We start from the raw sequence: 13,982 nt of genomic DNA on the forward strand, positions 1-13,982 counted from the left end.
GGCGTCTCACCTCCTCCGCGTGGAGCGGGCTGTGATGGGAGGTGGCCGCCAGGTGATCAGGGTCGGGGCACCTGGCGGCCGCTCAGGGGGAAGCCGGGCAGATTTAAGAATCCGGCTGGCAGATTGTTCATCATGAATGAAAGTTGTTCCGAAAATTAAGGCTGCGTTTCCGGCCTGTCAAGAGGTTCGGCAGCTCTCGCCGTCCGCCGGCACGAGGAAGGCCCCACGGCGGAGTGCCGAGGGGCCTGGACCAGGAGGCAGGGCGGGCAAGCGGCAGGCCGCCGCCGGGATGCGGGAGGCAGGTCAGGTCATCGTGGTGCGGGCGGCCGCCCCGCGGGGGGCGCCCAGGTCGCGGGAGAGGTTGCGGGCGGTCTCCCGGACGGCGACCGCGAGCTCCTGACGTGCTGATTCGGCCAGCAGCCGCTCGACGGGGCCGACGACGCCGATGGCGCCAACCACCTCGCCGGAGCGGTCGAAGACCGGGGATGCGATACCCGCGTCCCCGATGGCGGACTCCTGGTCCTCGATGGCGTACCCCGTCCTGAGGACCTCCTTCAGCTGGCCCGCCAGCTCCTCCGGGTCGGTGATGCTGGCGCCGGTGAGCACCGCCGGCTCCCCCGCGAGCAGACGCTGCCGCTCGCCGGCCGGAACGAAGGCCACGATGGCCTTGCCCAGAGCACACGTGCCCCACGGGATGCTGGCGCCCACCTCGAGGATCTGCACCGCACCCTCGGGCCGGAAGGCATGGTGCACCACCAGGACGTGGTCACCGTTGAGCACGGCCACCCAGACCGCCTCGTTCGCCCGGTTCGCAAGCTGGTCCGCCCAGGTCAGCGAGCGGGTACGCAACTCCTGGGTGTCCAGGTAGGCGTTGCCGAGCTGCACCAGGTCCGGGCCGAGCTGGTACTTCGAACTGTGCCGGTCCTGCACCACCAGCCCCTCGGCCTCCAGCGTGCGCAACAGCGCATGCACGGTCGGCTTGGCCACGCCCAGGCGGTCTGCCAGCTCGGTCACGCCCAGCCGGGGCCCGGTGGACGCGAGCTCCCGCAGGATCTGCACCGCCCGCTGTACCGCCTGCACCATCGAAAAATTCTCCCTGGTTCACTATTGCTGAACAGTGTTCCGACATCTACGGTAACTGTTCATGAGCGCATCTGTCGGCATCGTACTCGTGTCCCACAGCGCCGAGCTCGCCTCGGGCCTTCGCCTACTGGTGGAGCAGATCGGCTCCGACACCGTCCCCCTCGCCACCGCCGGAGGCACCGGCGACGGCCGGATCGGCACCAGCTACGACCTCGTCCTCGCAGCCATCCGCAGCGTCGACCGTGGAGCCGGTGTCGTCGTCCTGCCCGACCTCGGCAGCTCCGTCCTGACCGCCCTCACCGTCCTGGAAGACCATCCCAGCCCCGACGTGCTGATTGTCGACGCACCTTTCGTCGAAGGAGCCGTCGCAGCCGTCGTCACCGCCGCATCCGGTGCCGACCTGAAGACCGTCGCCGACGCCGCCAAGGAGGCCCGCCATGTCCACAAGCTCTGAGCCCACCACCACGACCGTGTCCCAGCACGAGACCGCCATCGTCCTGCCCGCCAACCTCCACGCCCGGCCGGCGGGCCGACTCGCCCGGGCTGCAGCCGGATTCACCAGTGCCATACAACTGGAGTACGCCGGCCGGACGGTCAATCCGACCGGTGTCCTGGCCGTCATGGGCCTCGGTGCCACGGCGGGCAGCACCCTGACCGTCCGCGCCGAAGGCCACGACGCCGACGAGGCCGTCGCGGCACTGACCCAGATCCTCTCCACCGCCGAGTAACCCGACCGCCACCAGCGGAACGGAACCAACCTCCGCTTCCGCCACGAGAAGCAAAGACCAGTGGAGGTGGCCGAGGGTGAGTGCCCCTGCCACGAGCACGTCTGACGCCGATCTGGCCCGGCCCTCAAGGGCCGAGCACGTCTGCGCACTGCCGCACATCCCGGAGGTCGTCTCCGCCGTACGCCGACGGGCCGCCCCGTCCTCACCCAATGGCGCGTGCCCACTCCTACAGTCGACGACGCCCTCCTGGTGATCTCCGAGCTGACCACCAACGCGATCGTCCACGCACTGCCTCCGGCAGTGCTGCGGTTGTCCCTGCCCGAGGTCGGCATCCCCTGCGCCCTCCGCATCGAGGTCACCGACGCGCGGCCGGCGCCTCGACGACGCCCATCGCCCGCCGCCCTCCACCTCGCCGAACACAGGGAAAACGGTCGCGGGACGGACATCGTCGCGGCCCTTTCCGCGCAACACGGAATGTTCCGCCACCCCGAGAGGACGACCCGATGGGCCGATCTCCACATGGGGGGCCTGACCCCCCGTGGCACGGCAGCCACACGTCCCTGAGGACGTCGCGGCAGGGACGGACCCAGCGGCCAGTGGTACTACCGACCGCATGCGGCCCACCGGCGAGCAATTCGGCGCCGGCCACGGCCGAAGGCCAGCAAGATCGGCCAAAACCCGGAGCTCCGTGACTTCGTCCAGCATCACCTGACCTTGCGCTGGAGCCCCGAGCAGATCTGCCACGCTCTGCGCAGACGCTTCCCCGACCGGCCAGAGATGCACGTGGTCCACGAGACGATCTACCAAGCTCTCTACGTCCAGGACCGCGGCGAGCTGAAGCGGGAACTGACCCGCGCTCTGCGGACCGGACGCGCAGTGCGCCGGCCCCATCGGCACTCAGCACGCCGCAGGAAGCGGTTCCCTCACCCGATGGTGATGATCAGCGAGCGGCCCGCAGAAGTCGCAGACCGCGCTGTTCCCGGGCACTGGGAAGGCGACCTCATCATCGGCAGCAACTCCCGCTCTGCCATCGCCACCCTGGTCGAACGCAGCACCCGCTACTTGATGCTGGTCCACCTTCCCAACGGCCACGGAGCCGCCGCCGTCCGCAAGGCGCTGGTCGACACGGTCCAGACCCTGCCGCCCCGCCTGAATGGGTCCTTGACCTGGGACCAGGGCGCCGAGATGGCCGCCCACCACTCCTTCAGCGTCGCCACGGACATGCCGGTCTACTTCTGCGACCCCGGCAGCCCCTGGCAGCGAGGCTTGAACGAGAACACCAACGGCCTCCCGCGGCAGTACTTCCCCAAGGGCAGCAGCCTGTCCGGCCACACCCGCGACCACCTCGACGCAGTCGCTGCCGAACTCAACAACCGCCCACGCAAGACGCTCGGCTGGGAAACCCCAGCCGAGCGTCTGTCTAAACTGCTCGCCACCACACGTCAGTGATCACGTGTTGCAACGACCCCTGGAATTCGCCATCGACCCGGGCCTTTTGCCGTGCAGGGCGATCAGCTGGCGCGTGCCGGAGTCATGTCAGGGACCGGCGACGGACTTGATCGTGTACGGATAGCTTTCCTGTTGCCAGATCACCGTGAACCGGGAGCTCGGGCGGGCGCCGACCTGGGGCACCCGGCCGTCCGAGGTGAGCGTCTTGGTGGTGCCGAAGGTACCGGAGCGGCTCACCAGGCGGGCGCTGGTCTTCGTGTAGCTGTACGGCGGCGTCGACTTGGGAACGACCGTGTGGTACACCAGCATGCCGTCGCCGTCGTCGTCCAGGGCCAGGTCGGGGCGGTCACCGAGACCGAGGGTGGTGACGCTGCCGCGGGTGCCGCCCGCGGAGAGCCGGCGGCCGAGCAACTCGAGCTTGCCGTTGTTGTAGCGGGTCCACACGATCATCGAGTCGCCGTCGAGGTCGGTCGCGAGGGTGTGGTGGAAGCCCACGTTGTCCGTGGAAGCCGAGATACGCAGAGGGGCCGCCAGCGTACCGGTGCGGCTCCAGCGCGAGGCCCAGACCTGCGATACGGTTCCGCCGCCGGAGTGGTAGGTGATGACCGCGTCGCCGTCCCGGTCGACGCCGACCCGCACCATGCCGAAGCCGCCGTACGACGCGATCGGCGACGTCAGCACCTTTGCCGAGGAAACGGACGTCGACGTGATCCGCTTGGCCACGACGTCCGAGGCCCGCGCCCACGCGACGACGAACTGGCCGTTACGGTCGACGCCGATGGCCGGCTTCTCGGCCGAGCCCGAGCCGAGGGTGATGGCCGCGCCGACCGTTCCGTCGAGCTTGAGGCGGCGGGCGACCGCGTACCAGCTTCCGTCGCGGGTCTCCGTCCACGCCGCCATCGCGGTGCCGCCCGGCGTCACCGCGACCACCGGGGTCGTCGCGGGCGCCGACGTAGAGAGCTTCTGGAGCGGTCCGACGAGACTGCCGGAGGCCGAGACCCGTCGGCCCACGACCTGACTGTCCTGTTGCCAGACCACCGCCGAGTCGCCGGTGTCGTCGGAGTCGGCCTCTGGCCAGGACACCGCGGCGCCGTCCGGCGACAGCGTGCGGATCGCGCCCGTGGTGCCGTTCGCGAACTTCACCCTGGTCTGGACCCGCTGGTAGGAGTACGTCGTCGACAGGTCGCCGGCTGTCCAGGCCAGCAGAGCGTCGCCCTGGCGGTCAACGGAGACCTGGGGCGAGTCGGCGGCGAACCAGCCGGGGGCCGACACGTTCCATGCCGCCGTCCATGCGGCCTCGGCGTTCAGGGCCATCGTCGCGGTGACCGCGAACCCGGCGGCCGCGGCGACGGACACCCCTGCGAGTATGCGACGCTTCAGTGAACGCCGGTGACGCGCTGTACGCGCGGCCATCGTGATCCCCCTTCTCGGAGCTGTCGTGGTCGGGACACAGCCGTCACACAGGTGCCCCGAACATCCAGCGCAACTGCATGCTCAAACATCACAGGGATGATCCAGCGAAGGCGGACCAACGGTCGCGGAGCGCCGAGATCCGCGACGGCTTTCCCGCACGGCGACTGGCGAGGTGCTACCGGCGGGAGGCGGGGGGATTCTGACCGAATCCGCGGTGGCCTCTGACATCCACAGCTGACATCAACGACGACAGACGTCAGCGGCTCCTGGGGGTCACCGAAAGCAGCGCGAGCTCCGCCACAGCAGGGCAGTGAGGCCGACGGACCGAACTCCTCCAAAGCGGGCGTCGCAGGTTCGAATCCTGCCGGGGGCACACGACAAAGGGCCGGTTCAGAGGCTGGATCCTCTCGAACTGACCCTTCGCCATGATCACGGCCGCGCCACACACGTGCCACACATGCAGTGTCCGGTCACTCTGGCTCCGACCGCCCGGTCAGTCGTCGGACTTCTGCTCGTGGCGGTGGATGCCGCGGGCCAACTCCTGCAAGATCGCGTGCTCTGTCTGCCCGGTGTCCTTCGCCATCTTCCGCAGCAGCAGGGCGCACAAGGCTGCTGAGCCGTCCATCAAAGTCTCGGCCGCCTTGGGGTCTTCGCGTCGCCGCTCAACGACGTACGCCGTCATCAAGTCGTTTCCGGAGACATAGGCGGTCATGAACTCGATACCTGTGCGGATGCGGTCGTAGTCGTTGCTCATAGTCCACCGTGGCACATCGATCCAGCGGTGCGCCAAGACGAGGTGAGGGACATCCACGACGTGGACCCCTGTCGAGCCTCAACCACGATGCACGATCTACCGGCTCAACCAGAGGGACACAGCAGAGGCCGCAGGGCAAACGAAACGCCGGATCCCGCCGCGTCGGCTCCTCCTTCACTTCTGTCTCCCCACGCACGCAAGCGCAGGTCGGCGGGCGGCGCGGAGGAGGGTCGTCGTGGTCCTTCTTTGAACGCCGGTATCACGACACCCGTATGCACAACGGACACCACCGAGCCAACGCACACTCCCCGCATAGGATGAGCCCGATGACCAGCCCGCAGCAGCTCCTGGCGCGACCGCCCGTGTGGCGGTGGCGGGGGCTGCTCGTGCTCGGGCTGCTGGCCGGGCTGCTGGCGATGCATGCTCTGGCGCCCGGCGGCGCTGCCCCCGAGCACGCGGGGACGCGGCACATGACGGCTGCGGTCGGTGTCCACGACGGCTGTCCCGGGGACGGTGACTGCGGTGACGGCCACGTCAAGCATGCCGACCCGACCTGCATGGCGGCCGCGGTGAGCGGTGCGCCGGCCCTGCCGGGCCTCGTTGCCGACCGGGTCGCCGTGCCCGTACAGGGTGGCGCCCCGTGCCCGTACGCGGCCTCGGCCCCGGACGGTGCCCGCGCCCCACCGTCCCTGGCGGAACTCCAACTCCTGCGGATCTAGACGCCGCGCGGCACCCGCGCCCCCACCTCGGCGCCGCGGTGCGCTCCGTCACGCACAGATCCCTTTCTCAACAGCAGGAGTTCCACCATGCGCAACACCCGTCATCTGACCCGTCGCGCCACCCTGACGGCCACAGCCGTCACTGCCGCACTCATCCTCGCCGCCTGCGGCAATGACAGCGGCAGCGCCAACAGCGGCAGCGGACACGAGGGTCACGGCTCCGCGTCGTCCTCCGCGAGCGCCGAAGTCGCGGCCGGCGCCCACAACGCCCAGGACGTCTCCTTCGCCCAGGGCATGATCCCGCACCACCAGCAGGCCCTGGAGATGGCGAAGCTGGCTGCCGGCCGGGCCTCCTCCGCCAAGGTCAAGGACCTCGCCGCGCGCATCGAAAAGGCGCAGGACCCGGAGATCCAGACCATGAGCGGCTGGCTGAAGTCCTGGGGCGAGGACGTGCCGGCGTCCGACAGCTCCATGGGGTCGATGCCCGGCATGGACCACTCGGCGCACTCGGGCATGTCCGGGATGATGGACAGCGAGGACATGGACAAGCTGGAGAAGGCGTCCGGCACGGACTTCGACACCATGTTCCTGACCATGATGGTCGATCACCACAAGGGCGCCGTCGAGATGGCCACCACGGAGAAGAGCAAGGGCAAGTACGGGCCCGCCACCGCCATGGCCGATGACATCGTCACCGCGCAGACCGCTGAGATCACCGAGATGAACAAGCTCCTCGGCAAGAACTGAGACTCGAGAGCCGAGACTCAGAGACGGAGGGGGCCGGTGCGGGCACCGTCCCCCTCCTCACTCGATCAGCGCAGAACGAGCCCGGCTTCCCCGCACCGCGTCCGCCTCGACGGCCTGCCACCGCCCGGGCAGCGCGGCGGCGACGTCGTCCGCGGGCAGGTACAGCGGCCCGTCCTCGCCGAGCCGGTCGATCCATATCAGGACGCCGTCCCCGGTCAGGACGCGGGCGGTCTCTGTGGGGAAGAGGAGCATGTCGATCGCGGCGACGACCGCGACCTGGGCGTCGGCCACGGGCAGGGCGCCGGCGTCGGCACGCACCCGTAATGGTGAGCGGCCGGCTGCCCGGCGCAGGCGTCATGGCAGCCACGGCAGCCATTCCATCAAGCCGGCGGCGCAGGCGGATCGGCTCACGGGGGGACAGACAGCGTCCACCCCAGGATGGAGACCGCATGGAGACCACTCGACGCGGTGCTCGTCGGCTCCCGTCAGCAGGGCCGATCAACAGACCCCGGCTCATACCGCGGTTGCGGGCCCGCTCGTCGCCTGCCTCACGCTACGCGGCGGCATCGAGTCCTGGTCCAGTAGCGATAACGGCGGCAGCTGACGGCGCGCACGTGGGCCGGTCGTCGGCAGGTGGCGGGCCAGACGGCCCTGGGGCGGCCACCCGGCCCTGCGGGAGGCTGGTGAGCAGGCAGGATGCGTCGGCCGCCAGTGGAGCATCCTGGACGTGGGCCTTTCCCACCGGCCGAAGAGGGTGATCGGCATGATGTGGTACGGCGGCTGGGGCTGGGGCGGCTGGTTCGTCATGGCCCTCTTCATGGTGCTCTTCTGGGCGCTGGTGATCGCCGGTGTCGTCGCGCTCGCCCGCTGCCTCACGGGCAGCCACCGCGGTGCGCGCCAGAGCGGCCCGACCCGCTCCTCGGACGAGCCCGGGTGGGGAAGCGGCCGCGCTGAGGACGTCCTCGCGGAGCGGTTCGCCCGCGGAGAGATCGACGACGACGAGTACAAACGTCGGCTCGCGCTGCTCCGTGAGCATCGGTGAGCGTCCCGCGCGGGACGTGGCCGGCAGTGTGCCTGCTGCCTTGAGCGCGGCGTCACGTTGTTCTCGTGCGGTCATCCGGCCGCGAGCCATGCCGAGCCGATGCTCGCCGCGCTGCGGTGCCGCATGCCGGTCCCGCTGGGCGATGAGCGGGAATGGCGGCCTGTCATCGCGGCAGCAGGCGCCGACCGCCCGCGATGGCATACCCCTAGGGGGTATGGAGTATGGTTGTGTGCGTCGGAGGGAGCGGGGATCGGGCTCCTTCCGGCAGCACCCACGCGTCGAGCACCCGAGGAAGAGACCATGAACGACACGAAAGCCTCCGGCTCCTGCTGCTCCGCCGGTGGTTCCTGCCAGTCCGGAGGGGCCGACGCCCAGGCCAGTGGTGTCACCACCGTGTACAAGGTGTCCGGCATGACCTGTGGCCACTGCGAGGGCGCCGTCTCCCACGAGATATCCGCGCTGGACGGCGTCACCACGGTCACGGCCGTCGCCGAGACAGGCGAGGTGACCGTCACCTCAGCCGTCCCGCTCGACGAGGAGGCCGTCCGCGCCGCCGTCGACGAGGCGGGCTACGAACTCGTCGGCACGGTCTGACCCCTTCAATGGCCCGGCTGCCCGGGTCACGCGGTTTCCTCCCGCCGGGACGTGCCGCTCCGCTGATACGGACGCCGTACGTCCCGGCCTTCGACAGGAGAATCTCCATGACCAGTACGGCTCCCGCGAAGACCTCTCCCGCCAAGGCACCCGCAGCCGCGGCCGCCGACGAGGTCGAGCTCTCCATCGGCGGTATGACCTGCGCTTCGTGCGCGGCCCGTATCGAGAAGAAGCTCAACCGGATGGACGGTGTCACGGCGACCGTCAACTTCGCCACGGAGAAGGCGAAGGTCTCCTACGGGAACGGGATCGAGGTCGCCGACCTCATCGCCACCGTCGAGAAGACCGGTTACACGGCAGAGGAGCCGGCCCCTGCCGCTCCCCCGCTCGGCGAGGAGGGCCCGGACCAGGCAGCTCCGCCGGCTGCGGACGTCGAACACGTCGAACTGTTCTCCCTGCGCCAGCGTCTGTTCGTCTCGCTCGCGCTGTCGGTACCGGTTGTCCTGCTGGCGATGGTTCCGGCCCTGCAGTTCGACAACTGGCAGTGGCTGTCGTTGACGTTGGCCGCCCCCGTCGTCGTCTGGGGTGCCTTCCCCTTCCACCGGGCCGCCTGGACGAACGCCCGGCACGGTGCCGCCACCATGGACACGCTGGTGTCCATCGGCACGCTCGCCGCCCTGGGCTGGTCGGTATGGGCGCTGTTCCTCGGGCACGCCGGCATGCCGGGCATGCGGCACGGCTTCGAGTTCACCGTCTCCCGTTCGGACGGCTCCTCCTCCATCTACCTGGAGGCCGCGGCCGGGGTGACCACGTTCATCCTCGCCGGGCGCTACCTGGAGGCGAGGTCCAAGCGCAAGGCGGGAGCGGCCCTGCGGGCGCTCATGGAGCTGGGCGCCAAGGACGTCTCCGTACTGCGGGACGGCAGGGAGGTGCGTATCCCCACAGCACAGTTGGGCGTGGGTGACCGCTTCGTCGTACGCCCCGGCGAGAAGATCGCCACCGACGGCACCGTCGTCGAGGGTGTCTCGGCCGTCGACGCCTCCATGCTGACCGGCGAGTCCGTGCCCGTGGACGTCACGGTCGGTGACGTGGTCACCGGCGCGACGGTCAACGCCGGGGGCCGGCTCGTCGTCGAGGCGACCCGGGTCGGCGCCGGCACCCAGCTCGCCCGCATGGCCAGGCTGGTGGAGGACGCGCAGAACGGCAAGGCCGAGGTGCAGCGGCTCGCCGACCGGATATCGGCGGTCTTCGTTCCGGTCGTCATCCTCCTCGCGCTCGGCACCCTGCTGACGTGGCTGTTCGTCACCGGAGCTGCCGCGGCAGCGTTCACCGCGGCCGTCGCGGTACTGATCATCGCCTGCCCGTGCGCGCTCGGCCTCGCCACGCCGACAGCGCTCATGGTCGGCACCGGGCGCGGCGCCCAGCTCGGCATCCTCATCAAGGGTCCCGAGGTGCTGGAGTCCACCCGTCGCGTCGACACCGTCGTCCTCGACAAGACCGGCACCGTGACCACGGGCCGCATGCGGCTCCAGGACGTCTTCGCGGCACCCGGTGTCGATGAGGGGGAACTGCTGCGGCTGGCGGGCGCCTTGGAGCACGCCTCGGAACACCCGGTCGCCCAGGCCATCGCCGCCGGTGCCGCCGAGCGAGCCGGAGGCCTGCCGGTGCCGGAGAGCTTCGAGAACGTCGCCGGACTCGGCGTCCAGGGCGTCGTCGACGGGCACGCGGTACTCGTCGGCCGCGAGAAGCTCCTCACGCAGTGGTCCGTCCAGTTGCCCCGGGAGCTGGCCGAGGCCAAGGCCGCCGCGGAGACCGAGGGGCGTACGGCGGTCGCCGTCGCCTGGGACGGCGCGGCACGCGGTGTCCTCACCGTCGCCGACGCGGTCAAGGAGACCAGTGCGCAGGCCGTGGCCGAACTGCGTCGGCTCGGGCTCAGGCCGGTTCTGCTGACCGGTGACAACCGGCTCGTCGCCGAGGCCGTGGCCAGGAGCGTCGGCATCGACGAGGTGATCGCGGAGGTCCTCCCCGAGGACAAGGTGGACGTGGTCAAGCGGCTGCAGAGCGAAGGCCGTACGGTCGCGATGGTCGGGGACGGCGTCAACGACGCGGCCGCCCTGGCCACTGCCGACCTCGGGCTGGCCATGGGCTCTGGCACGGACGCGGCGATCGAGGCCGGCGACCTCACCCTCGTACGCGGCGACCTGCGGGTGGCCGCGGACGCGATCCGTCTCTCCCGCAAGACCCTCGGCACCATCAAGGGCAACCTCTTCTGGGCCTTCGGCTACAACGTCGCCGCCCTGCCCCTGGCCGCCGCGGGCATGCTGAACCCCATGATCGCAGGCGCCGCGATGGCCTTCTCCTCGGTCTTCGTCGTCACCAACAGCCTCCGGCTGCGGTCCTTCCGGTAAGCCCCGGACGGTCCTCAGGTCCAGGCGCGGTCGAGGAAGCCGGCGATCAGCGGGGCGATCTCCGGCAGATGGGTCTCGAGGGCGAAGTGGCCGGTGTCGAAGAGGTGGAGTTCGGCGTCGGGCAGGTCGCGGAGGTAGGCGCGGGCCCCGGGCTCGGGGAAGAAGGGGTCGCGGCTTCCCCAGGCGATGAGGGTGGGCGGGGTGTGCCGGCGCAGCCAGGCCTGCCAGGAGTCGTAGCGCTCGACGTTGGAGTGGTAGTCGAAGAGCAGGGCGAGCTGGGCTTCCTTGCGGCCCGGCAGGTCCAGGAAGTGCTGGTCGAGGGTCCAGCCGTCCGGGGCGATCAGGTCGGGGCCGGTCACGCCGGTCTCGTACTGGCTGCGGGTGCCGGCGAGGGTGAACATGTCCCGGACGGCATCCTCGGCGCCGGGCGTCTCGGGGGTCAGGCCGATGAGGCCGCGGGCGGCCTCCGAGAGTCCTTCCTCGTAAGCGTTGCCGTTCTGCACCACGAGCCCCGCGATCCACTCGGGATGGCGTTCGGCGATGCGGAAGCCGACGGGTGCGCCGAAGTCGAAGACGTACATCACGAACCGGTCGAGGCCGAGGCGCCGGACGAAGGCTTCGGTGGTGCCGGCGAGCCGGTCGAACGAGTAGGCGAAGCCGTCCGGGGCCTGGGTGTGGCCGAAGCCGGGGTAGTCCGGGGCGATCAGCCGGTAGCACGTGCCGAGTACGTCGAGGACGCGGCGGAATTGGTGAGAACCGGACGGAAAGCCGTGCAGGAGCAGCAGCACGGGTGCGTCGGCCCGGTCGGGGAGGGACTCCCGGTAGAAGACGCGGACGCCGTCGACCTCCAGGTGACGATGGACGGTGCGGGCGACTGGAGCAAGCATCCTAACCCCTTTTCCATCAGTAGATCCATTAGGTATAGCGAGCTCCGACTAACGCGTCAATGCAGAGATGTACCATTAGCCAGATGAGCGATCTCGCGCCTCTGACCGGAGAACCGCTGGCACTGGACCTGGTCAACACCCGTTCGGCCGCCGGTGACCTGCTGGCGACTCCGCGCGCCCTGCTGGCCTGGTGGGCCCTCCAGGCCGAGCGCCTCCCGGGCGAGGTGCCACAGGAGGTCACCGCCGCGGATCTGACCGCGGTGCACGCCGTACGGGAGCACACCGCCCGCGCCCTCGACCACGTCCGCCGAGGCGACGAGCCCCTGGCCGCCGACTTGGAGGCGCTCAACCAGGCGCAGCGTGCCGCGCCGGCGATCAACGAGCTGGCGTGGAACGGGTCGGCGGTGGCTGCCATCCGCCGACGCGACGGCTCACCGGGCCGGCGGCTGGCCGCCTGCCTCGCGGAGGCCGCCGCCGAACTGCTGGCCGACCCGGCGGTCACCACCATCCGGGAGTGCGAGGCCGACGACTGCGTGATGCTCTTCCTCGCCGCTCATCCGCGCCGCCGCTGGTGCTCGGCCACCCGCTGCGGCAACCGGATGCGCGTCGCCCGCCACTACCAGCGCCACAAGGCCAGGTAGTACGTGAAGGTCACCGAAGCGCACACCCGTTGACGCCCGACAGCGTCGTCGCTGCCGGGCGCCGCTCTGTGCCGGCTCTGCCGCGCCTCAGCGCTCTTCCCTTCCCCTGCCGCGCAGCAGCCAGGTGGCTCCGCCGATGGCCAGAGCAACCGGCCACTCAAGAGCCCCCGCCGCAGCGAGCGCTCCCAGGCCCCCGTAGAAGACCACGTCCCGGGTGGGGAGGTTCTCCAGGCTCAGGTACGGGATCGGAACCGGAGGGCGGAACGTGCGGGTGAGCAGGTGGATGCCCGCGCCGTCAGGATGCGGCTGCTCTGCCCGCTCCTGCTGAACCTCCGCACGTCCCGTGGGCACACGCCTGCTCCACGTCGCGTGCCGCCCCTTCTGGGCCCGCACACGCTCAGTGGGCTCGAGCGTTGTCAGAGCAGCCTCCGACAACTTGTTCTGGGCCCGCACACGCTCCGTAGGCTCGAGCACGGTCTGAGCTGCAGTGGCCATGCCGTCTCCTCCTCTCCTGAGCCGGTATGGGTGTGCCTCTTCCATTTTCGCGCGTCTCGGCCGAAGCCGCCCCGGGCCATGCCCGAGCCCGCCGCGTGGACAGGGGCGCCGGGCAGCAGGAACATGGGCAGGGGCCCGCACGAGCAGGTCTTTCCAGGATTTCGAAGCCCTGGATCACTCTCGGAGATCCGGATCTCGTCACCGCCGCGTCACAGATCGGCGGTCGACAGAACCCCTGGTCCGCCGGCTCTGTCTGCATGGGCAGGTGCCGGCGAGGACCGGCACCCCGTGCGAACCGAATTCGGGGGACGACATGCAGTACAGCAACGGCATCCGCAGAAACCTGGTGGCGGTGGTCGCGGCCTCGGCCGCTCTGATGGTGGCCGGGTGCGAGTCCGGGGGCTCGGGATCCGCCGGGGCGGCCTCCAGCCCGTCGAGTACGACGGACGCTCCCTCCGGTTCGCCGGGCTCCGCCACCTCGGCGCCTGCGACGGAAGGCACGTCGGCGGTGCCGGCGGCCAGCGTCTCCTCCGGGGCCGGGGCCGGGTCCGGGTCGGCGGGCGGGGCCGTGAAGACGTGTGCCGTGGACAGCCTGGAGGCGGCTGCCTATCAGGCCGCCGATCGTCCGGCCGGCACGGGCACCGGAGCGGCGGTCGTCGAGTTCACCAACGTCTCGAGTCAGCCGTGCGTCCTCAAGGGCCATCCGTCGGTGGCGGGGGCCGGCAACGGTTCCCCCGAGCACAACGCTCCGCTGTCGGTGACCCGCGCGGGGACGGCGTCGCCCGTGAAGGTGTCCCCGGGTGGCAAGGCATGGGTGAAGCTGACCTTCGTCCAGGTCCAGGGTGAGGCGGACGGCTATTGCGAGTCCGGCGCGGATCCCGTGGTCTACCCCACGCTGGTGGTCGGTCTGCCGGGTTCGGGGTCGCACCAAGTCGCTCTGAAGGACGGCCAGTTCGCCGAGTGCGACAACAAGGTGACCGTTACCGCGGCGTCGGCGGTCAAGCCGTCCTGACAGAAGGCGG

General features: G+C 70.3%; 16 protein-coding genes and 1 pseudogene. 11 read left to right on the forward strand and 6 right to left on the reverse strand.

Translation table 11 applies throughout. From position 1 onward, the window contains the following. Positions 1 to 303: 303 nt before the first annotated feature. Positions 304 to 1,083 carry an IclR family transcriptional regulator gene (locus tag ACIBBH_RS34170; protein WP_399411425.1) on the reverse strand — a complete coding sequence of 260 codons (780 nt, stop codon included), beginning with the start codon at positions 1,081 to 1,083 and terminating at the stop codon, positions 304 to 306. A 61-nt stretch (positions 1,084 to 1,144) separates the two neighbouring features. Between ACIBBH_RS34170 and dhaM the strand changes: the two genes are divergently transcribed. The 4 genes and pseudogenes from dhaM to ACIBBH_RS34190 form a co-directional block, all read left to right on the forward strand. Continuing rightward, complete coding sequence (gene dhaM, locus ACIBBH_RS34175; RefSeq protein WP_399411427.1) at positions 1,145 to 1,537, forward strand: dihydroxyacetone kinase phosphoryl donor subunit DhaM; 393 nt, start codon at positions 1,145 to 1,147, stop codon at positions 1,535 to 1,537. Then, positions 1,521 to 1,811, forward strand: a complete 291-nt coding sequence (locus tag ACIBBH_RS34180; RefSeq protein ID WP_399411429.1) for an HPr family phosphocarrier protein — start codon at positions 1,521 to 1,523, stop codon at positions 1,809 to 1,811. The genes dhaM and ACIBBH_RS34180 overlap by 17 nt, the downstream gene beginning before the upstream one ends. 216 nt (positions 1,812 to 2,027) lie before the next feature. Next, entirely contained in the window at positions 2,028 to 2,375 is a 348-nt protein-coding gene (locus ACIBBH_RS34185; RefSeq protein ID WP_399411431.1) for an ATP-binding protein, read from the forward strand. Positions 2,376 to 2,414: 39 nt separating this feature from the next. After that, a pseudogene (locus ACIBBH_RS34190) lies at positions 2,415 to 3,260 on the forward strand (IS30 family transposase); the annotation flags it as partial. Between the two features lie 87 nt (positions 3,261 to 3,347). Here ACIBBH_RS34190 and ACIBBH_RS34195 read toward each other — a convergent pair. Next, on the reverse strand, positions 3,348 to 4,616 hold the full coding sequence (locus ACIBBH_RS34195; protein WP_399411433.1) for a hypothetical protein: 1,269 nt from the start codon (positions 4,614 to 4,616) through the stop codon (positions 3,348 to 3,350). Positions 4,617 to 5,166: 550 nt separating this feature from the next. Then, positions 5,167 to 5,427: a hypothetical protein gene (locus tag ACIBBH_RS34200; protein WP_399411435.1), complete on the reverse strand. Its 261-nt coding sequence runs from the start codon at positions 5,425 to 5,427 to the stop codon at positions 5,167 to 5,169. A 326-nt stretch (positions 5,428 to 5,753) separates the two neighbouring features. On the opposite strand from ACIBBH_RS34200, the gene ACIBBH_RS34205 reads away from it, so the two are divergent. Together ACIBBH_RS34205 and ACIBBH_RS34210 are read left to right on the forward strand one after the other, a co-directional pair. Beyond that, on the forward strand, positions 5,754 to 6,146 hold the full coding sequence (locus ACIBBH_RS34205; RefSeq protein ID WP_399411437.1) for a DUF6153 family protein: 393 nt from the start codon (positions 5,754 to 5,756) through the stop codon (positions 6,144 to 6,146). Between the two features lie 87 nt (positions 6,147 to 6,233). Continuing rightward, on the forward strand, positions 6,234 to 6,893 hold the full coding sequence (locus ACIBBH_RS34210; RefSeq protein WP_399411439.1) for a DUF305 domain-containing protein: 660 nt from the start codon (positions 6,234 to 6,236) through the stop codon (positions 6,891 to 6,893). Positions 6,894 to 6,950: 57 nt separating this feature from the next. On the opposite strand, the gene ACIBBH_RS34215 is transcribed toward ACIBBH_RS34210, so the two are convergent. Beyond that, positions 6,951 to 7,211, reverse strand: coding sequence for a hypothetical protein (locus ACIBBH_RS34215; RefSeq protein WP_399411441.1), 261 nt, complete (start codon positions 7,209 to 7,211; stop codon positions 6,951 to 6,953). 445 nt (positions 7,212 to 7,656) lie between these two features. Between ACIBBH_RS34215 and ACIBBH_RS34220 the strand changes: the two genes are divergently transcribed. The 3 genes from ACIBBH_RS34220 to ACIBBH_RS34230 all read left to right on the forward strand — a co-directional run bounded on the left by ACIBBH_RS34220 (position 7,657) and on the right by ACIBBH_RS34230 (position 10,937). After that, on the forward strand, positions 7,657 to 7,935 hold the full coding sequence (locus ACIBBH_RS34220; protein ID WP_399411521.1) for an SHOCT domain-containing protein: 279 nt from the start codon (positions 7,657 to 7,659) through the stop codon (positions 7,933 to 7,935). A 300-nt stretch (positions 7,936 to 8,235) separates the two neighbouring features. Then, on the forward strand, positions 8,236 to 8,529 hold the full coding sequence (locus ACIBBH_RS34225; protein WP_399411443.1) for a heavy-metal-associated domain-containing protein: 294 nt from the start codon (positions 8,236 to 8,238) through the stop codon (positions 8,527 to 8,529). A gap of 107 nt (positions 8,530 to 8,636) precedes the next feature. Beyond that, positions 8,637 to 10,937 carry a heavy metal translocating P-type ATPase gene (locus tag ACIBBH_RS34230; protein ID WP_399411446.1) on the forward strand — a complete coding sequence of 767 codons (2,301 nt, stop codon included), beginning with the start codon at positions 8,637 to 8,639 and terminating at the stop codon, positions 10,935 to 10,937. Positions 10,938 to 10,951: 14 nt separating this feature from the next. Here the strand turns inward: ACIBBH_RS34230 and ACIBBH_RS34235 are convergent, their stop codons facing one another. After that, on the reverse strand, positions 10,952 to 11,824 hold the full coding sequence (locus ACIBBH_RS34235) for an alpha/beta fold hydrolase (RefSeq protein ID WP_399411448.1): 873 nt from the start codon (positions 11,822 to 11,824) through the stop codon (positions 10,952 to 10,954). Between the two features lie 83 nt (positions 11,825 to 11,907). Here ACIBBH_RS34235 and ACIBBH_RS34240 point away from each other — a divergent pair, with 83 nt between their 5' ends. After that, on the forward strand, positions 11,908 to 12,465 hold the full coding sequence (locus tag ACIBBH_RS34240; RefSeq protein ID WP_399411450.1) for a CGNR zinc finger domain-containing protein: 558 nt from the start codon (positions 11,908 to 11,910) through the stop codon (positions 12,463 to 12,465). 87 nt (positions 12,466 to 12,552) lie between these two features. On the opposite strand, the gene ACIBBH_RS34245 is transcribed toward ACIBBH_RS34240, so the two are convergent. Beyond that, positions 12,553 to 12,816 carry a hypothetical protein gene (locus ACIBBH_RS34245; protein ID WP_399411452.1) on the reverse strand — a complete coding sequence of 88 codons (264 nt, stop codon included), beginning with the start codon at positions 12,814 to 12,816 and terminating at the stop codon, positions 12,553 to 12,555. A gap of 457 nt (positions 12,817 to 13,273) precedes the next feature. On the opposite strand from ACIBBH_RS34245, the gene ACIBBH_RS34250 reads away from it, so the two are divergent. After that, positions 13,274 to 13,972, forward strand: a complete 699-nt coding sequence (locus ACIBBH_RS34250; RefSeq protein WP_399411454.1) for a DUF4232 domain-containing protein — start codon at positions 13,274 to 13,276, stop codon at positions 13,970 to 13,972. Positions 13,973 to 13,982 lie beyond the last annotated feature (10 nt).

It is taken from the genome of Streptomyces sp. NPDC051636 (assembly GCF_044453765.1).
Lineage (GTDB): Bacteria > Actinomycetota > Actinomycetes > Streptomycetales > Streptomycetaceae > Streptomyces.

Excerpts from the sequence above, each read along its gene's own strand:
- ACIBBH_RS34240 (WP_399411450.1), top strand. The coding sequence starts at position 11,908 with ATGAGCGATCTCGCGCCTCTGACCGGAGAACCGCTGGCACTGGACCTG.
- ACIBBH_RS34235 (WP_399411448.1), bottom strand. The coding sequence starts at position 11,824 with ATGCTTGCTCCAGTCGCCCGCACCGTCCATCGTCACCTGGAGGTCGAC.
- dhaM (WP_399411427.1), top strand. The coding sequence starts at position 1,145 with ATGAGCGCATCTGTCGGCATCGTACTCGTGTCCCACAGCGCCGAGCTC.
- ACIBBH_RS34170 (WP_399411425.1), bottom strand. The coding sequence starts at position 1,083 with ATGGTGCAGGCGGTACAGCGGGCGGTGCAGATCCTGCGGGAGCTCGCG.
- ACIBBH_RS34230 (WP_399411446.1), top strand. The coding sequence starts at position 8,637 with ATGACCAGTACGGCTCCCGCGAAGACCTCTCCCGCCAAGGCACCCGCA.
- ACIBBH_RS34180 (WP_399411429.1), top strand. The coding sequence starts at position 1,521 with ATGTCCACAAGCTCTGAGCCCACCACCACGACCGTGTCCCAGCACGAG.
- ACIBBH_RS34205 (WP_399411437.1), top strand. The coding sequence starts at position 5,754 with ATGACCAGCCCGCAGCAGCTCCTGGCGCGACCGCCCGTGTGGCGGTGG.
- ACIBBH_RS34250 (WP_399411454.1), top strand. The coding sequence starts at position 13,274 with ATGCAGTACAGCAACGGCATCCGCAGAAACCTGGTGGCGGTGGTCGCG.
- ACIBBH_RS34210 (WP_399411439.1), top strand. The coding sequence starts at position 6,234 with ATGCGCAACACCCGTCATCTGACCCGTCGCGCCACCCTGACGGCCACA.
- ACIBBH_RS34220 (WP_399411521.1), top strand. The coding sequence starts at position 7,657 with ATGATGTGGTACGGCGGCTGGGGCTGGGGCGGCTGGTTCGTCATGGCC.
- ACIBBH_RS34225 (WP_399411443.1), top strand. The coding sequence starts at position 8,236 with ATGAACGACACGAAAGCCTCCGGCTCCTGCTGCTCCGCCGGTGGTTCC.
- ACIBBH_RS34200 (WP_399411435.1), bottom strand. The coding sequence starts at position 5,427 with ATGAGCAACGACTACGACCGCATCCGCACAGGTATCGAGTTCATGACC.